16 protein-coding genes are annotated in these 21,467 nt (G+C 73.2%); 9 read left to right on the forward strand and 7 right to left on the reverse strand.

Annotated features, from left to right (window positions below):
- Positions 1-63: 63 nt before the first annotated feature.
- Complete coding sequence (locus tag ABZ858_RS04480) at positions 64-948, forward strand: MerR family transcriptional regulator (protein ID WP_361372510.1); 885 nt, start codon at positions 64-66, stop codon at positions 946-948.
- A gap of 97 nt (positions 949-1,045) precedes the next feature.
- On the opposite strand, the gene ABZ858_RS04485 is transcribed toward ABZ858_RS04480, so the two are convergent.
- Both ABZ858_RS04485 and ABZ858_RS04490 read right to left on the reverse strand, forming a co-directional pair.
- A complete protein-coding gene (locus tag ABZ858_RS04485; RefSeq protein WP_361372512.1) occupies positions 1,046-2,956 on the reverse strand; it encodes an MFS transporter in 1,911 nt (636 codons plus the stop codon).
- A 173-nt stretch (positions 2,957-3,129) separates the two neighbouring features.
- The gene (locus ABZ858_RS04490; protein ID WP_361372514.1) at positions 3,130-5,559 is read right to left on the reverse strand and encodes a D-alanyl-D-alanine carboxypeptidase; all 2,430 of its coding nucleotides are present in this window, start codon (positions 5,557-5,559) and stop codon (positions 3,130-3,132) included.
- A 259-nt stretch (positions 5,560-5,818) separates the two neighbouring features.
- Here ABZ858_RS04490 and ABZ858_RS04495 point away from each other — a divergent pair, with 259 nt between their 5' ends.
- The 5 genes from ABZ858_RS04495 to ABZ858_RS04515 all read left to right on the forward strand — a co-directional run bounded on the left by ABZ858_RS04495 (position 5,819) and on the right by ABZ858_RS04515 (position 8,950).
- Positions 5,819-6,580: a GPP34 family phosphoprotein gene (locus tag ABZ858_RS04495; protein WP_361372516.1), complete on the forward strand. Its 762-nt coding sequence runs from the start codon at positions 5,819-5,821 to the stop codon at positions 6,578-6,580.
- 224 nt (positions 6,581-6,804) lie between these two features.
- Entirely contained in the window at positions 6,805-7,662 is an 858-nt protein-coding gene (locus tag ABZ858_RS04500; protein ID WP_361372518.1) for a helix-turn-helix transcriptional regulator, read from the forward strand.
- Positions 7,663-7,877: 215 nt separating this feature from the next.
- Entirely contained in the window at positions 7,878-8,069 is a 192-nt protein-coding gene (locus ABZ858_RS04505; RefSeq protein WP_361372520.1) for a DUF397 domain-containing protein, read from the forward strand.
- A gap of 188 nt (positions 8,070-8,257) precedes the next feature.
- On the forward strand, positions 8,258-8,647 hold the full coding sequence (locus tag ABZ858_RS04510) for a hypothetical protein (protein WP_361372522.1): 390 nt from the start codon (positions 8,258-8,260) through the stop codon (positions 8,645-8,647).
- A gap of 117 nt (positions 8,648-8,764) precedes the next feature.
- A complete protein-coding gene (locus ABZ858_RS04515) occupies positions 8,765-8,950 on the forward strand; it encodes a hypothetical protein (RefSeq protein WP_361372524.1) in 186 nt (61 codons plus the stop codon).
- A 32-nt stretch (positions 8,951-8,982) separates the two neighbouring features.
- Here ABZ858_RS04515 and ABZ858_RS04520 read toward each other — a convergent pair whose 3' ends face one another.
- From ABZ858_RS04520 to ABZ858_RS04530, 3 genes are all read right to left on the reverse strand, one after another.
- On the reverse strand, positions 8,983-10,095 hold the full coding sequence (locus ABZ858_RS04520) for an ADP-ribosylglycohydrolase family protein (protein WP_361372526.1): 1,113 nt from the start codon (positions 10,093-10,095) through the stop codon (positions 8,983-8,985).
- A 92-nt stretch (positions 10,096-10,187) separates the two neighbouring features.
- Complete coding sequence (locus ABZ858_RS04525) at positions 10,188-10,760, reverse strand: hypothetical protein (RefSeq protein ID WP_361372528.1); 573 nt, start codon at positions 10,758-10,760, stop codon at positions 10,188-10,190.
- 98 nt (positions 10,761-10,858) lie between these two features.
- Positions 10,859-13,444, reverse strand: coding sequence for a bifunctional FO biosynthesis protein CofGH (locus tag ABZ858_RS04530; RefSeq protein ID WP_361372530.1), 2,586 nt, complete (start codon positions 13,442-13,444; stop codon positions 10,859-10,861).
- A gap of 234 nt (positions 13,445-13,678) precedes the next feature.
- On the opposite strand from ABZ858_RS04530, the gene ABZ858_RS04535 reads away from it, so the two are divergent.
- Positions 13,679-16,618, forward strand: a complete 2,940-nt coding sequence (locus tag ABZ858_RS04535; protein WP_361372532.1) for a BTAD domain-containing putative transcriptional regulator — start codon at positions 13,679-13,681, stop codon at positions 16,616-16,618.
- Positions 16,619-16,890: 272 nt separating this feature from the next.
- Positions 16,891-17,073: a hypothetical protein gene (locus ABZ858_RS04540; RefSeq protein ID WP_361372534.1), complete on the forward strand. Its 183-nt coding sequence runs from the start codon at positions 16,891-16,893 to the stop codon at positions 17,071-17,073.
- 294 nt (positions 17,074-17,367) lie between these two features.
- Here the strand turns inward: ABZ858_RS04540 and ABZ858_RS04545 are convergent, their stop codons facing one another.
- Positions 17,368-19,767 (reverse strand): PQQ-binding-like beta-propeller repeat protein, encoded by a 2,400-nt coding sequence (locus ABZ858_RS04545; protein ID WP_361372536.1) that lies wholly within the window; start codon positions 19,765-19,767, stop codon positions 17,368-17,370.
- Positions 19,768-19,966: 199 nt separating this feature from the next.
- A complete protein-coding gene (locus ABZ858_RS04550) occupies positions 19,967-20,695 on the reverse strand; it encodes a VOC family protein (protein ID WP_361372538.1) in 729 nt (242 codons plus the stop codon).
- Positions 20,696-20,829: 134 nt separating this feature from the next.
- Between ABZ858_RS04550 and ABZ858_RS04555 the strand changes: the two genes are divergently transcribed.
- The gene (locus tag ABZ858_RS04555; RefSeq protein WP_361372954.1) at positions 20,830-21,465 is read left to right on the forward strand and encodes a TetR family transcriptional regulator; all 636 of its coding nucleotides are present in this window, start codon (positions 20,830-20,832) and stop codon (positions 21,463-21,465) included.
- The last annotated feature ends 2 nt before the right edge of the window (positions 21,466-21,467 follow it).

Consider the following 21,467-nt stretch of genomic DNA (forward strand, 5'->3'; position numbering starts at 1 on the left):
CCGTTGACCTTGCCCCTGGGGCAAGGGTGAGCGTTGCTGTCACCGGGCGCGACGGACCGCCCGGTGACGGAGGATGAGGGCGTGGACGTGGAGCGCGAGGAGCTGCTCACCATCGGCGCGTTCGCCGCGCGGGCCCGGCTGTCGGCCAAGGCGCTGCGGCTGTACGACCGCCTCGGCCTGCTCGCCCCGGACCGGGTCGACGAGGCCAGCGGCTACCGCTACTACCGCGGCTCCCAGACCGAGCGGGCCCGGCTGGTGGCGCTGCTGCGCCAGCTGGACATGCCGCTGGCCCGGGTGGCCGAGGTGGTCGCGGCGGCCGAGGCGGACGGCGAGCGGGCCGCGGACCGGCTCGCCGCGTACTGGGCGGACGTCGAGACCCGGGTGGCCGGGCAGCGCACCCTCGCCGAATACCTCCGTGGACGGCTGTCGGGAAAGGGTTCCGATATGTACGGGAAGTTCACGGTCGAGACGGCCGACGTGCCCGGGCAGGTGGTGATCACCGAGACCCGGCACACCCTGGCGGACGAGCTGCCCGCCTGGATCGGGGCGTCGCTGGACCGGCTGGCGGCCGCCGCGCGGGAGTGCGGCGGGGCCACCGGCGCGCCGTACGTCGTCTACCACGCCGAGGTGTCCATGGAGAGCGACGGGCCCGTCGAGTCCTGCCTGCCGGTCGCGGACGAGGCGGCCGCCCGGGCGTGGGCGGCGGCCCGGGGCCGGTCCTGGGAGACGGGCGTACGCGTGGTGCCGGCGCACCGGCTGGCGTACACCCGGATCACCAAGGCGCAGGTGGCCTTCCCGCAGATCCTGGCCGCGTTCGAGGCGGTGGGGCAGTGGATCGCCGCGCGGGGACTTGAGCAGGCCGGGCCGAGCCGCGAGGTCTACTTCACCGACTGGGACACGGCCGGCCCGCAGGACCCGGTCTGCGACGTGGCCTTCCCGGTCCGCTGACCCGTCCGAGCCGCCCGGTCCGCTGACTCGTCCGGGTCTGGTTCGCCCACCCCTGCCGAGCCCGTCTCGCCGACCTCCCCCAGGCCCCGCCGCCCCCTCACTTCCCCGGTACCTGGACGTCCTTCTTGATCTCGTCCGGGCAGGGCGTGCCCCGGGGCAGGGGCTTGTACGGGGCCGCCAGCCGGTAGGTGCCCGCCTTCGGGGCGAGCAGCAGCGTCCACTGGACGCCCAGGGCGTCCTGCTCGGTCTGCATCAGGCAGCCGTTGACGTTGTCGTACGTCTTCGGCGTGCCCTCGGCGCGGTGCTTGGACGCGTCGGTCTCCTGCGGCGCCTTGAGCTTCTTGCCGTGGTCGTCGACGAGGCTCAGCCAGGGCGAGTACGGGACGCGGATGAGGACGCGGCCGGGCTTGCGCACCTCGAAGGTCATCTCGCCCTGCTCGGCGCTGTCGACGACCGTGTCGGGCTCGGCCAGCGGGGCGGGGTCGGTGACCTTGAACAGCTGCCAGTTGGCGTCGCCCCAGATCTGGCTCAGGTACGGCATCCCGCGCTGCACCAGCGCCCGCTCGCGCTGCCCGCCGTCCCCGTCCGGCTCGCCCTTGGGCAGCACCACGTAGTGGACGGCCCAGCGCTGGAGCCACTCGTGGTAGTTGGCCGAGTCGAGCGTGTCGTCGTAGAAGAGCGGGTTGCGTTCCATGTCGGCCTGGCGGTTCCAGCCGCGGGCCAGGTTGACGTAGGGGGCCAGCGCGGACGCCTCGCGGTGCGAGCTGGCCGGGACCACCTCGACCCGGCCCTTGGCCGCGCCGGCCTTCTGCAACTGGTGGACCAGCGGCGCCAGCTCGCGCGACCAGGACGCGGCGGGCGCGGTGTGCACTATGTCGTCCACCGACTTGACCCCGATCCACACGACGAAGCCGGTCAGCGCCAGCACGGTCGTGTACCACTTGCGCGAGCGCGGGACCGTGAAGGGCAGCGCCGCCACCAGCACCACCCCGGCGAACAGCATCGCCAGCCGGGTGATGTTGGAACCGATCTGGGAGCTGACCACCCAGACCCCGACCACCGACAGGGCGTACACCCAGGAGGTGATCCGGACCGTCGTCCACCGCTTGGGCACGAGGACGGCGGCCAGCACCGCGTACACCAGGGGCAGGGACGCCGAGCCGAAGCCCATCGGCTGGGTGCCGGAGAAGGGGAACAGCAGCGCCGAGACGGCGACCACCGCGACCGGCGCCAGCCCGAGCGCCCAGGCGCCGGGGCGGCGCTTCTGCAGGAACAGCGCGACCGCGACCAGGCCCACGAACAGGCCCGCGACCGGCGATCCCATGGTGGCGAGCGCGGCCAGCGGGGCGGCGACCAGGGCCTTCGCCCAGCGTCTGTGGCGCCAGCGGTGCGGCCAGCAGAAGACGGCGGCGACCGCGCCCAGCGCGAACATCGTGCCCAGGCCGAACGTCACCCGGCCCGACACCGCGTTGCACAGCAGCCCGAAAACACCGGCCAGCGACGCCCACAGCGGGTTCTTCACCACCCGGCTGCGCAGCAGGACCAGGGTGAGCAGGCCCGCGGAGACCGTGCCCGCGATCATCATCGTGGTGCGGACGCCGAGCAGGGACATCAGGTACGGCGACACCATGCTGTACGAGACCGCGTGCATGCCGCCGTACCAGGCGAGGTTGTACGCGGAGTCGGGGTGCCGGCCGACGAACTCGGCCCACGCGTCCTGCGCGGCGAGGTCGCCGCCGCTGTTGGCGAACGTGAAGAACCAGACGATGTGCAGGACCCCGGCCAGGGCGGTGACCGAGAGGACGGGGTGCTTCAGCATCCGTTCGCGCAGCGCCATGACGGCGGCGTGGGCGCGGGCACGGGCGCGGGGCGCCTCGTCAGGGGTGGCGGCCGCGGGGGGCGCAGGGTCCGCGGGGGACGGTTCAGCCTTCGTCGGCGTGCCTATTCGCGGGTCCGCTTCCGGGCCCGGATCGGCGTCGTCGGCGCGTGTCGGCTCCGCAGTGGCCACCTGAAGGCACTCCCCGTGTCCCGTCCTCTGTTCGCGGCCTCGTCCCGCGACCGGTGACGCGCCCGATTCGTGACGCTAGCACGCACCCCGCCGGGGAGCGCCCGGGTGGGGCTCCCCGACGGGGTGTGCGAGATCACCGAGGTCACCGGCTGTGACCGATCAGCTGACGCGGGTCAGCTCACGCGGGTCAGCTTGTCCGTGAAGCCCGGCTCGGCGAGGTCCTTCTGCAGGGCGACCGGGACCCGGACCGCGCCGCCCCGGCCGTCGCCCACGGTGAGCGTGCCCACCTTGGCGCCGGCCTTCGCGGAGTGCGGCACCCGGTCGGCGGCGAAGGACAGCTTCACCTGCGAACCGGCCCAGCCGACCGCGGTGACGTCCTGGGTGACGACGACCGGGGTGTGGCCGCCGAGCCGGTCGTCCACATACCCGACGACATCGCCCTTCTTCAAGATCTTCGCGGAGGTCAGCCCGTCCTTGGCGGCCTGCAGCGCGGTCTTGCTGACGTCGTTGACGGTCTTGAGGATCGTCGGCTTGCGCTGGCCGAGGACCGCGCCGACGACGGTGACCGTCTGGCCGCCGACCTCCTTGCGGGCGGCGAAGAGCAGGTTGCCGCCGGCCGCGGTGGTGCTGCCGGTCTTGATGCCGATCGCGCCCATCCGGTACGGCAGCTCGTTGTAGTTCGACCAGTTCTTGCCGGAGGGGTCCGTCCAGCTGGCCGCGCTGGTGATGGCCACCAGGGCCGGGATGCGCACGACCGCGTCGCCCAGCTTCACCTGGTCCTCGGCGGTGGACACGGTGGACGCCGTCAGGCCCGAGGGGTCGGTGTACGTCGTGTTGCTCATCCCCAGTGCCTTGGCGGTGTCGTTCATCTTCTTGACGAACGCCGCCTCGGAGCCCGCGTCCCAGCGCGCGAGCAGCCGCGCGATGTTGTTCGCGGACGGGATCATGACAGCCGACAGCGCCTGCTTCTCGGTGAGGGTCTGGCCGGCCTTGACGGTGTTGAGGGTGGACTCGTCACCGCTCTTGTCGTAGCCGCCCTCCTTCTCCGCCGTCGCGTCGATGGTGATCTTCTGGCCCTCCTGGCCCACCTTCAGCGGGTGGTCCCGGAGGATGATGTAGGCGGTCATGGTCTTGGCGACCGACCCGATGGCCACCGGCTTCTGCTCGCCGAAGTGGTCCATGGTGCCGATGCCGTCGACGTCCATCCAGCCCTGTCCCTCGCCCGGCCAGGGCAGGGTCAGCTTGTTCCCGTCGAAGGTGAAGCTGTCCTTGGCGGTGAGCGCGAGGGTGGGGGCGGGCAGTGGGCGCATGGCCTGTACGACCGCGAAGACGATCAGCAGGAGCAGGACCAGCGGGGTCCAGATCTTCACCCGGCGCACGGTGGTGCGCAGCGGGGTCTGCGGGGGCGGCGGCGTGTTCGTCAGCTCGGCCAGCAGGTCCAGCGGGGGCTTGGGCGGCAGCGGCTGCTGCGTGGTCCGCTCGGTGCCGCCCCGCGCGGCGGGGCCGCCCGGGGTGGCCGGGGCCTCCGGCTTCGCCTGCGGCAGCGCCTGGGTGGGGTCCGCCGCCTTCGGGGCGGTCTGCTCCGGCTTCGGGGCGGTCTGCTCCGGCTTCGGGGCGGTCTGCTCCGGCTTCGGGGCGGTCTGCTCCGGCTTCGGGGCGGTCTGCTCCGGCTTCGGCTTACGGGTCTCCGGGGCGTCGAGGGCCTTGAGCGCGACGAACTTGCTGGTGCGCTCGGCCTCGGACTCGGCGGCCCGGGGACCCGGCTTTCCGTCGCCCTTCTCGGCGTCGCCGCCACCGGACTCCGTCCCGCTCTTCGCGTCGCCGCCCAGCTTCAGCATGGTGGTGGGCTGGTCGACGGCGGGCCGGGGCGCCTTGAAGACGGCGGTGGGCTGATCGACGGGGGTACCGGCGGCGGGCTTCTCGCTACCGGGCTCGGGCTTCTCGGGCTTCTCGGGCTTCTCGGGCTTCTCGGGGGCGGGCTTCTCGCTCGCGGCCTCGGGCTCCTCGGCGGCGGGCTTCTCGCTCGCGGCCGCGGGCTCGTCGGCCTGGGGCTCCTCGCTGCCGGCTCCGGGCTTCTTGCTCGCGGCCGCGGGCTTGCCGGCCTCGGGCTTGCCGGCCTCGGGCTTGTCACCCCCGGCGGCGGCCTTCCCGCTCGCACCCTCGGGCTCCTTGCCGTCCTCCGCCCCGGACGACTTCCCCTCCTCGGACTTCTCGCCGTCGGACGCGCCCCTCGCGCCCTTCGCGGCCGCGCCCGAGTCGTCGTCCGCCGTTCCGGCCCCCTCGGGCTCCCCCGCGGTGCCCGCGTCCGAGTCGGCGCCCTCAGCGGCCTCCGCCTCCGCCTCCGTCGTCACGTCCCGTACCGAGAACACCCGCGTAGCGGTGTCCACCCCGCCACGCCCCCCGGACGACGCACCCGACTCAGACTTACCGGAGTTACCGGACTTACCAGACGCGCCCGACTCCCCGCCCGGCGCGAGGCGCGGATCGCGGACCTCGCCCCTGGCCTCGGGAACCGGACCCGCGCTCCCCGACGTCGGTTCTGCCGACGACTCGCGCTGCTTCGACCTGTCGGGGGACTCGCCCGCCACCGATGCCTCCTCCATGTGCCGCACGCCCCGCGTGCCGCTACCGAACCCTGAACCGCCACCCGCACGACAGCTCGTACCACCCGGTCGTACCACCGGTTGCACCCCTCGGTCGTACCGATGTCCGAACCATGTACCAGTGTCCTGTGTGCGGACCAAACCCACGTGGAAGACGAGAACGACATACCTACTGGTTCCACTACGAACCGGTCACGCACCCTCGACAGACCAATGTGAGAGGGGTCACCCTGTCATTCATCCACGCGGGGAGGCATGGATGGGCAGGAGCCGCAGAACACTTCCGGAAGAGCTTCTGCTGCTGGCACTGGACCCGGCCACGGGTACCACTGCGCAGCCGCAGTCGCTCGACCTGGGTCTGGCCGGAGCGCAGCTAGTGGAGCTGGCGCTGGCCGGACGGATAGCCCCGGACGGGGATCGTATCGCCGTGGTGGTGCCACGGCCGACAGGAGATCCGACGCTGGACTGCGCGCTGGAGTTGCTGCGAAGGCGCGGCGCTCCGGTGCGGGCCGTCCACTGGATCGGCGGGCCCCGTCTCGGGCTCCGCCAGACCTATCTCTCGCATCTGGAGCGGTGCGGCATGGTGCACGCCGTGGCCGGCCAGATGTGCGGGGTGCTGCCGACGACGCGCTACCAGGCGACGGACAACGCCATCAGCCGGGAGATCAGGGCCCGGCTGGACTCGGCGATCCGCACCGGGGTGCCGCCGGACCCGCGGACCGCGGCGCTCGCCGCGCTGGCGCACGCGGTCGGCCTCGGCAAGCACCTGTACCCGGGCAACGAGGGCCGCTCCTCGCGGTCCCGGCTGCGGGACCTGATCCGGCACGACCCGATGGGCGGTCTGGTCGCGCACGCCGTGATGGACGTCCAGAACGGTGTGGCGGCCCAGCCGCGGCGCGGTCCGGCCGTGACCGGACGCCAGGCGTCCGCCGGGTCCCGGCACGCGGCGGAACCGTCCCACGGGGTGCCGATGCAGTCGCAGCGCGGCGCCGACTCGATGGTGCGCGCCGTGGCCCACTGAACGCCGCACGTCACCGCACGTCCCCGGAACCGTTCGGGAGCCGCGGGCCCGGGCGGGGAGACGCGATCATACGGTCCCGTCGCCCCGCTCGGTGCCTGATCGGGCCCAACTGGCATGCGACGGGCGCATATCCGGCGTTTCCCAGCGGTATGAAGCACCTTGGTGGCAGTCTGCTCAGCAGCAGATACGCAAAGTAGAGGCATGCAGCCGGAGGTGCGCGTCCCGTGGCGTCCAATGTCAATCCCACCGTCAGGCGGCGCCGGCTGGGCCAGGAGCTGCGCAGGCTCCGTGAGCTCAAGGGCATGACGGCCGAGGAGGTGGCGGAGCGGCTGCTGGTGTCGCAGTCGAAGATCAGCCGCCTGGAGAACGGCCGGCGCAGCATCAGCCAGCGTGACGTCCGTGATCTGTGCGGGGTCTACGAGGTGGAGGACCACCGGGTCGTCGACTCGCTGATGCAGATGGCCAAGGACTCGCGCCAGCAGGGCTGGTGGCACTCGTTCGGTGACATCCCGTACAGCGTGTACATCGGCCTGGAGACGGACGCGGCGAGTCTGCGGGTGTACGACCCGCAGGTGGTGCCGGGGCTGTTGCAGACCCGGCAGTACGCGGAGGCGCTGATCGCCGGGGCGCTGCCGGAGACGGCGCCCGCGGACATCGAGAAGCGGGTCAAGGTGCGGATGCGGAGGCAGGAACGAATCTCCGCCGCGGAGAACCCGCTGCGCCTGTGGACGGTCCTCGACGAGGCCGCGCTGCGCCGGGCGGTGGGCACCGGACCGTTGATGCGGGAGCAGTTGGAGCATCTGATCGAGCAGTCGCGGCTGCCGCACGTGACCGTGCAGGTGATCCCCTTCGAGATGGGCGCGCACCCGGGCCTGAACGGGCAGTACGCGATCCTGGAGTTCCCGGACGCGGCCGACTCCAGTGTCGTCTACATCGAGGGCGTCACCAGCGACCTGTACCTGGAGAAGGCCAACGACGTGCAGAAGTACAGCGTGATGTACGAGCACCTGCGGGCGCAGGCCCTGAACGTGGAGCAGTCGCGGCAGTTCATCGCGACCATCGCCAAGGAGCACACCAGCTGAGAGGCGGGCACCGTACACGGTCAACCACCGGGTACGGAAGACCCGTTGGAATATGCCATCCGGTCGAGTGAACGGTCCCGTCGCGTACCGGGCCCAGCGAGTAGCGTCGATCACGCCATCGAGCAACACCGTTGGCGCAAACCGCGCTGTGGGTTCCTGCCGAACGCGTCGTGCGGTGTCAGCACTCAACCCCTCACTGGCAATCCGGAGCAGAAATGGCAATTCGTCAGGGCGCCACCCCCTCGTGGACCAAGTCCTCGTACTCCACCGGGAACGGCGCATGTGTCGAGGTGAAGTCACCGGTGGCCGCGGCCATGGCGGTCCGCGACTCCAAGGTCACCGAGGGCCCGGCACTCGGCTTCCCGGCCACCGCCTGGAACTCCTTCGTCGCATCGGTCAAGGCGTGAACGGAGGATCCGGCTGATCCTTCCCCCGCGCCATGCCCGACAACTGAATCAGCACAGCCGGCGCCAGGCACAGCCTGCGCCACCCGAAGGGCCCCCTCGACAGTCGCCGTCCTTGCCGAGGGGGTCCTTTTATGCTCTCGATCCTATCTATCCTCAATTTTGCTCACATCGGTGTGTAGGATAGGGGCATGGCCAACAACATCTCCGTTACCGATGCCACCTTCGCGCAGGTCAACCTCCTCGCTCGCGCCTGGGGCGTAAGCCCTGGTCAGGCAGTCGCCAAGCTGGTCGAGCACTTCCAGCTACCGGAAGCGGCGCGCACTTCCGGGACGCCTGCCCGCCGGGTTCCCGTGCACGCGATCTACAACGGTAAGCGGATCGATGGTGAGTACGACCCCGCCACCCAGGCCATCTTCGTGGCCGACGGCCCCGCTGCCGGGAACCACCGGACCCCCAGCGGTGCGGCCGCCGCCGTACTGAAGGCCCTGAACAATAAGGTCAAGCCCAACCGGAACGGCTGGAGCTTCTGGACCGTCAACGAGACCGGTCAGCTCTTGCAGTCCCTCCGCCGCAAGTAAGTCGATCTTCCTCAAAAAATCAGGCTGAGGACACTTGACATGCACGAGTAGTTCCTGTACCGTCATGGATTCGGTCGGCACCTTGCCTTCCGATCCGCGACGGAAGGGGAGCCGTACTTGCAGCACGATCCTGATCCCTTGTTCACCCAGCGGTCCGCACTCGTCCTCCTGTTGGGCCTGCTGGTGGGCACCGGGGCAGCGATTCTCACCGTGCGGGCAGGATCCAGTCCTGACGCGGCCGTGCTCTGCGGCGGCGGCGCCTTCGGAGGCGCCGTCATCTTCTTCAACGCGACCATCGCCTAGCCGGGCCAGGCCAGGCCAGCGGACGGGCGATCTCAGCGCGGGTACCGGGCCAGCCAGCCCGGGGACGAGCCCGTGGGGCCGTGCAGGGCGGGGCCCTGGGTCATCTCCATCGCGAAGTCGTCCGCCAGGGTCAGGAGGGCGGGGCGGCCCTCCAGTTCGGCCAGCCAGGCCGGGGGCAGGGCCGTCTCGCCGTGCAGGGTGCCGAGCAGGCCGCCGGTGAGGGCGCCGGCCGCGCCGGAGGGGCCGTCCTGGTTCACGGCCAGGCACAGTCCGTGCCGTACGTCCTCGCCGACCAGCGCGCAGTAGACGGCCACGGCCAGCAGTCCCGGCGCGGTGCCGTCCCCGGCCAGTTCCGCCACCCGGGCCGGTCCTGGCATGCCCTGGCGGACCGCGCCCAGCGCGTGCTTCAGGGCGTCGGACACCGGCTCGTGTCCCGGCCGCACGGCGAGCAGCGCCAGCGCCTTCTGCACGGCGCCGTCGAGCGCGTCGCCGCGGGCCAGGGCGTGCACGATCACGGCGTACGCGCCCGCCGCGAGGCAGGCCGTGGGGTGGCCGTGGCTCTGCACCGCGCACTCCACGGCGAGCTGCACCACCAACTGCGGCTCCCAGCCGACGAGCAGCCCGAACGGCGCGGACCGCGCGGCGGCCTCCGGGCCCGTCTCCGCGGGGTTCTTGGGCGCCTCCACCGTGCCCATGACGGTGTCGCCGAAGCCGCCGAGCAGGGAGCGCGGCGGGTCCCGGCGGACGTACAGCCACTCCTCGCGGGCCAGCCAGCCGTCCTCCTCGCGCCGCTCGTCGGGGCCCCAGTCCCGCTGGGTGGCGGCCCAGCGCAGGTACGCCCGGTGCAGATCGGTCGGCGGATGCCAGGCGCCCGCGTCGCGCCGCACCTGCGCCCGGATCAGCCCGTCGACGGTGAACAGGGTGAGCTGGGTGAGATGGGTGACGGCGCCCCGGCGCCCGTACGCGGGCACGAGGTCCACGACGCCCTCGGGGCCGTGCGCCTCCCGGAGCGCGCCGAGGTCCAGCCCGTCCACCGGCGCCCCGAGCGCGTCCCCGAGCGCCACCCCGAGCAGCGCGCCCCGCACCCGGCCGCGGAAGTCCTGCTGTTCGGCCCGCCCCCAGAGGACACCGGACGTCGTACTCACCCAGACCTCCCTCACGGCACCGTCCGTACGTACGACGTTCGGCACTGTAGTCGAACAGGAACGGTCTGTTCAGGGGGTGATCGCGGGAAGCCCTAGGGGACGACCACCACCCGGGTGCCCTTGGTCGCGAAGTCCCACAGGGCCGTGCCGTCCGCCTTGCCGGTGCGGACGCCGCCCGTCTTGATGCCGGAGGCGACCGGCGGCGGCGAGGAGCCATCGACGGCGTTGCTGAAGGCGATGAAGACGCCCGACTTGCCCGCGAAGTACAGGATGTGCTCGATCCGCACCCCGTCGGAGCCCTTCACCGGGTCGGGCTGCCGCTGGGAGATCGCGTAGGCGCCCGGGTCCGGGTTCACCGTGCCCGGCCAGACCGGGAAGGTCCGGGACGGCATGCCGCGCTCGTCCATCAGCCAGACCCGCTTGAGGCCCAGGGAGTAGACGATGCGGTGGCCCGTGCCCGAGTCGGCCGGGGGCGCGGGCGGCGCGGTGTGCCGGGGGGCGGGGGTGTGCGCGGGCGCGCCCGCCGGGGACGACGCGTGCGGGCGGGCCACCGCCGCCGTGGGGTGCGGCCCCCGGTCGGCCTGCGCGGCCAGCACGCCGACGGCGACGACCGCTCCCACGGTGAGCCCGCTGACCCAGGCCCACGAAGGTATTCGGGCAGGCATGGGCACGCATCTCCTCGGCAGTTCGGTCACTCGCCCCCGGCAACGGTGGGCTCATCGTACTGTGGGCGGCCCGCCCGCACGGCTCGGTCCGGCCCGGCTCAGTCCAGTACGGGCAGCAGCTCCGGCAGGTGCCCGTCCGAGGCCGCCGCCGCACGCCGGCGCTCCTCGGGCACCTCGCCGTAGAGCGTGGTGCGCGGCTTCGCGGGCCGGCCCGCCGCCCGCGCCACCTCGACCAGCTCCGCGACCGACTTGTACGAGCCGTACGACGAACCCGCCATCCGGGAGATGGTCTCCTCCATCAGCGTGCCGCCGAGGTCGTTCGCGCCGGAGCGCAGCATCTCGGCCGCGCCCTCGGCGCCCAGCTTCACCCAGCTCGTCTGGATGTGGGGGATGTGCGGGTGCAGCAGCAGCCGGGCCATCGCGGTGACCGCCCGGTTGTCGCGCGCGGTCGGGCCGGGGCGGGCGATGCCCGCGAGGTAGACGGGGGCGTTGGTGTGGATGAAGGGCAGGGTGACGAACTCCGTGAAGCCGCCCGTCTCCTGCTGGATGCGGGCCAGCGTGCGGAAGTGGCCGAGCCAGTGCCGGGGCTGGTCCACATGGCCGTACATCATCGTCGAGGAGGAGCGGATGCCCAGCTCGTGGGCGGTTTTCACGACCTCGATCCAGGTGGCCGTGGGCAGCTTGCCCTTGGTGAGGACCCAGCGGACCTCGTCGTCCAGGATCTCCGCGGCCGTGCCGGGGATGGTGTCCAGGCCCGCTTCCTTCGCCGCGGTCAGCCACTCGCGGATCGACAGACCGGTGCGGGTCGCGCCGTTCACCACCTCCATGGGCGAGAAGGCGTGCACATGCATGCCGGGGACGCGTTCCTTGACCGCCTTCGCGATGTCGAAGTACGCCGTGCCGGGCAGGTCCGGGTGGATGCCGCCCTGCATGCACACCTCCACCGCGCCCACCTCCCACGCCTGCCGCGCGCGGTCGGCGACCTGGTCGAGGGAGAGGGTGTACGCGTCGGCGTCGGTGCGGCGCTGGGCGAAGGCGCAGAACCGGCAGCCGGTGTAGCAGACGTTGGTGAAGTTGATGTTGCGGGTGACGATGTACGTCACCTCGTCGCCCACCGCCGACCTGCGTACGTCGTCCGCGATCCGGCACAGCGCGTCAAGCGCCGGGCCGTCCGCGTGCAGCAGCGCCAGCGCCTCGGGGTCGGTGAGCCGCGTCGGGTCGTCGGCGGCGGTGCGCAGGGCCTGGCGTACGTCCGTGTCGATGCGCTCGGGCGCCATGCCGGGGGCCGCCGCCTCGCGCAGGGCGTCCCAGTCGCCGTAGACCTCGTCGAAGTCGTCGCGGCGGTCGCCGGCGCGGCCCTCGGTGTCGATGGCGGTGTGCAGGTCGGTGCGGCCGGAGGAGGTGAACGCCTCGTCCGGCTCCTGCCAGGGCCGGCCCTGGACGGGGGCGTCGGCGCGGGCAAGGCCGGTGGCCGGGTCGGCCAGGGCGCGCACGTGCGGCAGCAGCCGGGGGTCGAGCCAGGGCTCGCCGCGGGTGACGAACTCCGGGTAGACGCACAGCCGTTCGCGCAGCTCGAAGCCGGCCGCCCGGGACCGCTCGGCGAGCTGGTCGAGCTGCGGCCAGGGGCGCTCCGGGTTGACGTGGTCGATGGTGAGCGGGGAGACGCCGCCCCAGTCGTCGATGCCCGCGCCGATGAGGCGTTCGTACTCCGCGTCCACCAGGTTGGGCGGGGCCTGGAGGCAGGCGGAGGGGCCCATGATGTGCCGGGCGACGGCGACCGTGGCGATCAGGTCGTCCAGCTCCGCGTCCGGCATGCCGCGCATCGCGGTGTCCGGCTTGGCGCGGAAGTTCTGGATGATCAGCTCCTGGACGCCGTGGTAGGCGCGGGCGACCTTGCGCAGCGCGAACAGGGACTCCGCGCGCTCCTCGTACGTCTCGCCGATGCCGATCAGGATGCCGGAGGTGAAGGGGACGGAGGAACGCCCGGCGTCCTCCAGGACGCGCAGCCGGACGGCCGGTTCCTTGTCCGGGGAGCCGTGGTGCGGGCCGCCCGGCTCGGACCACAGCCGGGTCGCGGTGGTCTCCAGCATCATGCCCATGCTGGGCGCGACGGGCTTGAGGCGCTGGAAGTCCGTCCAGGTCAGCACGCCCGGGTTGAGGTGCGGGAGGAGGCCGGTCTCCTCCAGGACGCGGATGGAGACGGCGCGGACGTAGGCGATCGTGTCGTCGTAGCCGTGCGCGTCCAGCCACTCGCGCGCCTCGGGCCAGCGGTCCTCGGGCTTGTCGCCCAGGGTGATCAGGGCTTCCTTGCAGCCGAGCGCGGCGCCGCGGCGGGCGATGTCCAGCACCTCGTCCGGGGACATGAACATCCCGTGCCCGGCGCGGCGCAGCTTGCCGGGCACGGTGACGAACGTGCAGTAGTGGCACTTGTCCCGGCACAGCCGGGTCAGCGGAATGAACACGCTCTTGGAGTAGGTGATGACGCCGGGACGGCCTGCGGCCTCCAGCCCCGCGTCCCGCACCCGGGCGGCGGAGGCGGCGAGGTCCGTGAGGTGCTCGCCGCGCGCCTGGAGCAGCACCGCCGCCTCGGCGACGTCCAGGGCGACGCCGTCCCGGGCCCGTTTGAGGGCGCGCCGCAGGGAGTTCTCGGTGGGGCCGGTTCCGGAGGTCGCGGAAGTCGTCATCCTTCGAGCATACGGAGCCGGTGATCACACCCTGCGTCCCGCGGGGCCGCCCGGCCGCGGCGCGGGCCGCCGCCCCCGGGCCCCGGCCCGCGCCCGCCGATTGGGGAGACGGTGTGCAGGGCTTGTGAGGCAGGCGCGCGGCGGTCTGTGATCGGCGTCTCGCGGAGCTGACGCATCTGCCGTGAACAAGGCAAACTGGCCTCTCGGTTGTGCAAGGTTCGTCAGGGGGCAGCGATGGACGGTGTACCGCGAGTGCCTGAGCAGCGGGGTCCCGAGAGATCGGCGACGCTGCGCTTCAGCGTGCTCGGACCGGTGCGCGCCTGGCGCGGGCCGGCGCCGCTCAGCACCGGCTCCCCCCAGCAGCGCGCCCTGCTCGCCGCGCTGCTGCTGCGCGAGGGGCGCACGGCGACCGCGGCCGAGCTGATCGACGCGCTGTGGGGCGAGGACCCCCCGTCGCAGGCGCTGGCGGCGGTCCGGACGTACGCGTCCCGGCTGCGCAAGATCCTGGACGCGGGCATGCTGGTCAGCGAGTCGGGCGGGTACGCGGTACGGGGCCTGGGCGAGGGCGCGCTGGACGTGGCGGCGGTCCAGGACCTGGCGGCCGGGGCGGAGAAGGCGCGGGCCGGCGGCGACCTGTGCCGGGCCCGCGCGCAGTTGCGGCGCGCGCTGGACCTGTGGGACGGCGAACCGCTGGCCGGGCTGCCGGGACCGTACGCCGAGGCGCAGCGGGCGCGCCTTGAGGAGTGGCGGCTCCGGCTCCTCGAAAGCTGCCTGGACATGGACCTGGAGCAGGGCTGCCACGCGGAGGCGGTTTCGGAGCTGACCGCGCTGACGGCGGCGCACCCGCTGCGCGAGCGCCTGCGCGAACTGCTGATGCTGGCGCTCTACCGCAGCGGACGGCAGGCGGAGGCGCTGGCGGTGTACGCCGACACCCGCCGTCTGCTCGCCGACGAACTGGGCGTGGACCCGCGCCCCGAGCTGCGCGAACTCCAGCAGCGGATCCTCCAGGCCGACCCCGCGCTGGCCGAGCCGTCCGCCCCGGCGGCCGAACCGGCGGCGGCACCGGTGCGGCCCGCTCAACTGCCCGCCACCGTCCCGGACTTCACCGGCCGGGCCGCGTTCGTCGTCGAGCTGAGCGAGGTGCTGGCGTCGGCGGACGGCCGGGTGATGGCCGTATCGGCGCTGGCGGGCATCGGCGGGGTCGGCAAGACGACGCTCGCCGTGCACGTGGCGCACCAGGCGCGGGCCGCCTTCCCCGACGGCCAGCTGTACGTCGACCTCCAGGGCGCCGGGCAGCGCGCGGCCGAGCCGGAGACGGTCCTCGGCTCGTTCCTGCGCGCCCTGGGCACGCCTGACTCGGCGGTCCCGGACTCCCTGGAGGAGCGGGCGGCGCTGTACCGCTCGGTCCTGGACGGCCGCCGGGTCCTTGTGCTGCTGGACAACGCGCGGGACGCGGCCCAGGTCAGGCCGCTGCTGCCGGGCACGGAGGGCTGCGCGGCCCTGGTCACCTCCCGGGTGCGGATGCTGGACCTGGCCGGCGCGCATCTGGTCGACCTGGACGTGATGAGCCCGGAGGAGGCCCTCCAGCTGTTCACGCGGATCGTCGGCGAGGAGCGGGTGGGCAGCGAGCGGAAGGCCGCCCTGGACGTGGTGGCCGCCTGCGGTTTCCTGCCGCTGGCCATCCGTATCGCCGCGTCCCGGCTGGCGGCCCGCCGCACCTGGACGGTGTCGGTGCTGGCGGCCAAGCTCGCCGACGAACGCCGCCGCCTGGACGAACTCCAGGCCGGTGACCTCGCCGTCAAGGCGACCTTCGAACTGGGCTACGGCCAGCTGGAGCCGGCCCAGGCCCGCGCCTTCCGCCTGCTCGGCCTCGCGGACGGCCCGGACATCTCCCTGGCGGCGGCAGCGGCCGTACTGGACCTGCCGGTGGAGGGCACCGAGGACCTGCTGGAATCCCTGGTCGACACCTCGCTGCTGGAGTCGGCGGCGCCGGGCCGCTACCGCTTCCACGATCTGGTCCGCCTCTACGCCCGGGCGTGCGCGGAGCGCGACGAGCAGCCGCCGGGCGAGCGGGACGCGGCGCTGTCGCGGCTGCTGGACTTCTACCTGGCCACGGCGGCCGGGGTGTACGCGATCGAGCGGCCGGGCGACCGGCTGGTGGAGCACCTGCGGCCGACCCGGTACCCGGGCCTGGCCTTCGAGGAGCGGCACGCGGCCCAGAACTGGCTGTACGCCGAGGCGAACGCGCTGCTGGCCTGCGTACGCCGGTCCACCCGGCCGGAGTTCCTCGGCCGGGCCGTCGACACGCTGTGGGCGTCCGTGGACCTCGCGGAGTCCGGCACCGACTCCAAGGCGTACGAGAGCGTGGCGTCGGCGCTGCGGGACGCGGCGGAGGACGGCGCCGACCCCCGGGCCGAGGCCCGCGCCCTGATCTCCCTGGCCTATGTGCACCACATCACCGGGCGCTTCGACCCCGCGGTGCGGGCCGCCGAGCGGGCGGCCCGGCTCAGCGCCGGCACCGATCCGCTGGCCGCCTGCTGGGCGGACAACACGCTCGGGGTGATCGCGCTCTACCAGAACCGGTACGAGGACGGCGAGGCGCAACTCACCCGGGCCATCGAGGGGTTCCGCGCCTGCCTGGACCGGGCCGGCGAGGCGAGCGCGCTGTGCAACCTCTCCCGCATCCACCTGGCCACCGGGCGCACCCACAGCGCGGTGTCGCTGGCCCAGCAGGGCACCGACATGTACGACGCCATGGGGCACGCCCTCAAGGGCGCCAACGGCCGTTACGCGCTGGGGCTCGCGCTCACCCAGAGCGGCAGGCCGGCCGAGGCGGCGGCCCGCCTCCAGGAGGCGCTGGCGGTGTTCCAGGACAGCCGCCAGCGGCTGTGGGAGGGGATGGCGCTGTTCCGGCTGGCCGAGGTGGACCTCGCCGCCCGGCGGCCGGCGCAGGCCGCCGCCAACGCCGAACTGGCCCTCGGCATCCTGCGCGACATCGGCGGCGACTGGCGCCGCGGGAACGTGCTCGTCGTCCTCGGCCGCGCGCTCGAAGGCATCGGCCAGAGCGGCCGCGCCCGGGTCTGCTGGCAGGACGCGCTCACGCTCTACGAGACCTCGGACGCCCCGGAGACGGAGACGGTCCGCGCCTTGCTCAATCCGCTCGCCGTGGCCTGAACCGGGGCCGGTGGGGCGGTGGCTTGGGGCCGGTGCGGCGGCCGGGGCCGGTGGGGCTTCCGAGGCCGGTGGGGCTGCTGGGGCGTTCATCGTTTGTTTATCGGTGTCCGGCAGTCTCGTCGTGTCGTTCCGTCGCGTCGGGGGGCAGGCGGAGCGGTCCAGGGCCGTGGCATAGGGTGAACGGCCCATCCCCGCCCGCCCGGAGACTCACGGGGGAGTCACCGGGCGGGCGGCTCGATCACCGAACCGGAACCAGACGGGGAAGCAGCGACATGAGCGACGAGAAGAGCAGCACGGACAACATCCACGCGACCGGCACCAAGCCGGGCACGGTCAGCACGAACAACATCCACGCCACCAGCGAGCCGCTCGCCACCCCGAACCCGCTCAAGGCGGAGGAGGAGACCGGCGGCGCGAGCACGGACAACATCCACGCGACGGACGAGAAGGCCTGACCGACTTTCCCGGCACGGGGGACCGGCCGCGGCGGCACCGGGGGGAGCCGCCGCGGCCGACGTGTGTCCGCTCCACGCAGGGTGACGGACAAGTCGCGCGGCGCCGCCGGAGCGCGTACGCCGAAGGCGACACAGGCTGCGCGTACGCAACGGGCGAACGGCGGTGATGAGTCGTGCCCGCACGCAAGGACCCCGACGCGTCGGCGAACGTCCCTTCCTTCTGCCCTTCTACGGCGCGGAGTCGCGCTTCACGAGGGAACCGGCCGGACTGACGCGCGAACAATTGGTGGCCCGTCACGTCGTGCGGGACGTTCCCGTGCCCTTCTCCGCGTCCAGGGCGTAGACGCAGCGGTCCTTGCTGCAGGCGTAGACGACGCCGTCGCGGACCACCGGGGAGCCGGTGATCTCGCCGCCGGTGGCCAGCTTCCAGCGCAGCCGGCCGTCGTCGGCCTTGAGGGTGTAGAGGAGGTGGTCGGTGGAGCCGAAGTGGATGCGGCCCTCGGCGACCGCCGGGGAGCCGACGATCTCGCCGCCGGACTGGAAGCGCCACTTGGGCGTGCCGGTGACCGCGTCCAGGGTGTAGAGGCCCTTGCCGCTGCCCACGTGCACGTGTCCGGCCACCACCAGCACCGGGTCGACGGAGGACCGCGCCTCGGTGGCGATGCGCCAGCGGTCGCGGCCGTCGGTGGCGTCCAGGGCGTAGACGGTGCCGAGGTAGTCGGCGAGGTACACGCCACCGCCGGTGACCGCCGGGCCCGGGGCGAAGGCGGGCGGGGAGAGGAAGACCGCGGGGGCCTCGAAGTGCCAGCGGACCCGGCCGCTCGCCACGTCCACGGCGAGGACCCGGGTGCCGGCGCAGACGTAGACGTAACCGTCGGGCGCGGGCGTGATGCGGACGGGCACACCGCCGCAGGAGGCCGCGTCGCCGATGGGATAGGACCAGCGCTCCTCGCCGGTGCGGGCCTCCAGGGCGCGCAGCCGGGCGTCCTGCCAGACGTAGACCGTGCCGTCGTGCAGGGCGGGGCCGGCCTCGGGGGACTCGAAGTCGGTCTGGCAGCCGGTGATCTCCCACAGCTTCTGGCCGCCGGCCGCCTCCCGGGCCTGGACGCCGCCGCCACGGGTGCCGGTGACGACCGTGCCCCGCTCGGCCTTGACCGTGTACACCCAGGCGTCGGTCTGGAGCCGCCACCGGTCGGCGCCGTCGCGGGCGTCCAGGGCGAACAGGGTGGGCCCGTCGGAGGCGTGCACCCTGCCGTCGGCGACCGCCATCGACCAGGCCACGTCCCGGGTCTTGAAGCGGCGGCGGCCGGTGGCCACGTCGAGGGCGTGCACCTCGAAGGAGGTGACGTAGACGAGGTCGCCGGCGACGGCCGGGGTGCCCCAGACGTCGTTGGACATGCGGAACCGCCAGGGGCGCCAGCCGGGCGCGGTCTCCGGCGCAGCGGAAGGCGCGGGCGGGGCCGCCGGTACGGCGGGGTCGGCGCCGCCCGTGCCGGGGCGCGGCCGGGACCAGGTGGCGACCAGGCCCGCTTCCGGCGGCGGCGCCTGCACGGCGGCGGCGCGGGCGTCGGCGACGCGCGGGCCGGGACCGATGGGCACCTGGGCGCCGGCCAGCCGCACCGGGCCGGTGTCGGGGGCGCCGACGGGGGCGGGCATCGCGGGCAGCGGCGGCGCGGTCGCCGGGACGACCGGGGCGTAGGAGGGCGGGGGCGGCGGCGGTACGGGCGGCCGGACGGCGGCTCCGGGGCCGTTGCCCCGGTCGCCGCCGGGGCCGGGCGCGGTGAGGTGCACGGCGGTCCGGCCGCCGCGGCGGGACTCGATCAGGCCCACCGCGGGCTCGGGCAGCCAGGCCGAGGCGGTGCCGCTGTCGTCGGAGCCGGAGCCGAAGAGGTGCGGGGCGAGCTGGGCCTGGAGGTCGGCGGGGGTGGGGCGGGCCGCGATCTCCATCTGCATGCACGCCTCGATCAGCGGGCGCAGCTCGTCGGGCAGCCCTTCCAGGTCGGGGCCCTCGCGCAGCAGCATGAAGACGGTCTCGACCGGGTTGGCGCCGTGGAAGGGCGGGTGCCCGGTGGCGGCGAAGACCAGCATCGAGCCGAGCGAGAAGACGTCGCTGGCCCCGGTGACGCTGCGGGAGTCCTTGGCCTGCTCGGGGGACATGTAGGCGGGGGTGCCGACGGCGACGTTCGTCATGGTCAGACGGGTGTTCGAGACACCGGAGGCGATACCGAAGTCGATCACCCGCGGGCCGTCCTCGACCACCAGCACGTTCGACGGCTTCAGGTCGCGGTGGACGAGTCCGGCGCCGTGGATGGACTGGAGCGCCTCGGCCACGCCCGCCGCCAGCCAGCGCACCGCCTGCGCCGGGAGCGGGCCGCACTCGGTCACTATCTCTTCGAGGGAGGGCGCGGGCACATAGGCGGTGGCCAGCCAGGGCACGGCCGCGCGCGGGTCGGCGTCGACGACCGCCGCGGTGTAGAAACCGGAGACCGCCCGCGCGGCCTCGACCTCGCGGGTGAAGCGGACCCGGAACAGCTGGTCCTCGGCCAGTTCGGTGCGGACCGTCTTGATCGCCACCCGCCGGCCGGACGCCGAGCGCGCGAGATAGACCAGCCCCATGCCGCCGGCTCCCAGCCGTCCCAGCACCTCGAACGGCCCGATCCGCCGCGGATCGTGCTGCGTCAGCTGATCCACCACTTGCCTGCCACCTCCCCGTACGGGCCGCGTCACCTCCGTGTGCGCGCGGCCCCCGTGCAGCGTCTCACCACCGCACCGCCGTGGCGGCACGCACTCCGATTCTTCCTGGCCGCGGCACTGGTTGCGAACCCGCCGACGAATCGGGATGTCCTTCCGCAAACCCGGCGCAAAACGCCGGTTCCCGGCCGCGGCGGCGGTCTCACCGCTCCAGTACGGCGAAGGACGCCCCCTGATTGTCGACGACGACCGCCACCGTGCCATAGGACGTCTCGAAGGGCGACACCTGCACCCGCCCGCCCAGCCGCCCGACCGCGTCGAGGGCGGCCCCGGTCTCCGCGACCTCGAAGTGGACGAGGAAGTGCGGCGGCATCTGCGCGGGGAAGACGTCCGCGACCGGGGCCCGGCCGAAGTCGGGGCGAGAGGGGCCGCCGAAGAGGGCCTCGTGGAAGAGGCCGCTGTAGAAGGCGTCGGCGGACTCGGTGTCGCGGGTGTAGAGCTGGGCCCAGCCGAAGGCGCCCGGCCGGTGGCGGCGGCCGAAGCCGGCGTGCCGGCCCGGCTCCCACAGGCCGAACACCGCGCCCTGCGGATCGGCGGCCAGCGCGGCCGTGCCGTACGGGCCGATCCGCCGGGCCCCGCCGACCGCCTGGCCGCCCTGGCCCTGGATGCGCCCGGCCAGCGCGCGGGCGTCCGGGGTGGCGAAGTACACCGTCCAGACGGTGGGCATCCGGCCGTCCGACTTGGGGGTGAGCGCGGCCACGGGCTCCCCGTCCAGCAGGGCCACGACGGAGCCGCCGTACGCCTCCTTCGCCGCGAAGGTCCACCCGAAGAGCCCACCGTAGAAACGCTCCCCCGCGGCGACGTCGGGAAGCTGCGCGTCCACCCAGCAGGGGACGCCCTCTGTGCACGCGGATGCCCTGTTTTCGGCCATGCCGTCAAAGTAGCCGGGTCTTCCGCAGCCCGCAGACCAGGCACACCAGCCGCTCGCCGCCCGCGCACCCCATTTGCAGTCGGCCGAATCGCGCTCCCATCACCCCTCGGTAAGCTGACGACATGACAGGACAAGTGCGGACCGTCGACGGCCGTGTGGCCGGGCGGCGCGGGCAGGCGACCCGGCAGAAGCTGCTCGACTGCCTCAGCGAGATGCTCAGCTCCTCCCCCTACCGCGACGTCAAGGTCATCGACGTCGCACGGAAGGCGGGCACTTCGCCCGCCACCTTCTACCAGTACTTCCCGGACGTCGAGGGCGCCGTCCTGGAGATCGCCGAGCAAATGGCGGCCGAGGGCGCGGGCTTGGCCTCGCTGCTCGAAGGCAGGTCCTGGGCCGGCAAGGCGGGCTGGCAGACCGCGCAGGAACTCGTGGACGGGTTCCTGGAGTTCTGGCGCCGCAACGACGCGATCCTGCGCGTGGTCGACCTCGGGGCCGCCGAGGGCGACAAGCGCTTCTACAAGCTGCGGATGAAGATCCTGAACTCGGTGAACGGCTCCCTCGCGGATTCGGTGGCCGAACTCCAGTCCAAGGGCAGGGTCGACAAGGACGTGAACCCGGCCGCGATCGCCGGTTCGCTGGTCGCGATGCTCGCGGCGGTCGCCTCGCACCAGAAAGGATTCACCTCCTGGGGCGTGAAGCAGGCCGAACTGAAGCCGAACGTCGCGCTCTTGGTGCACCTGGGCGTCACCGGGAAGAAGCCGACGAGATAGCC

It is taken from the genome of Streptomyces sp. NPDC047017 (assembly GCF_040644175.1).
In the GTDB taxonomy this organism is placed as follows: Bacteria; Actinomycetota; Actinomycetes; order Streptomycetales; family Streptomycetaceae; genus Streptomyces.

What these genes read in the sequence shown, in the direction of transcription:
- ABZ858_RS04495 (WP_361372516.1), top strand. Translation starts at nt 5,819, where the DNA reads ATGGGCAGGAGCCGCAGAACACTTCCGGAAGAGCTTCTGCTGCTGGCA.
- ABZ858_RS04550 (WP_361372538.1), bottom strand. Translation starts at nt 20,695, where the DNA reads ATGGCCGAAAACAGGGCATCCGCGTGCACAGAGGGCGTCCCCTGCTGG.
- ABZ858_RS04530 (WP_361372530.1), bottom strand. Translation starts at nt 13,444, where the DNA reads ATGACGACTTCCGCGACCTCCGGAACCGGCCCCACCGAGAACTCCCTG.
- ABZ858_RS04505 (WP_361372520.1), top strand. Translation starts at nt 7,878, where the DNA reads ATGGCAATTCGTCAGGGCGCCACCCCCTCGTGGACCAAGTCCTCGTAC.
- ABZ858_RS04540 (WP_361372534.1), top strand. Translation starts at nt 16,891, where the DNA reads ATGAGCGACGAGAAGAGCAGCACGGACAACATCCACGCGACCGGCACC.
- ABZ858_RS04490 (WP_361372514.1), bottom strand. Translation starts at nt 5,559, where the DNA reads ATGGAGGAGGCATCGGTGGCGGGCGAGTCCCCCGACAGGTCGAAGCAG.
- ABZ858_RS04525 (WP_361372528.1), bottom strand. Translation starts at nt 10,760, where the DNA reads ATGCCTGCCCGAATACCTTCGTGGGCCTGGGTCAGCGGGCTCACCGTG.
- ABZ858_RS04535 (WP_361372532.1), top strand. Translation starts at nt 13,679, where the DNA reads ATGGACGGTGTACCGCGAGTGCCTGAGCAGCGGGGTCCCGAGAGATCG.
- ABZ858_RS04510 (WP_361372522.1), top strand. Translation starts at nt 8,258, where the DNA reads ATGGCCAACAACATCTCCGTTACCGATGCCACCTTCGCGCAGGTCAAC.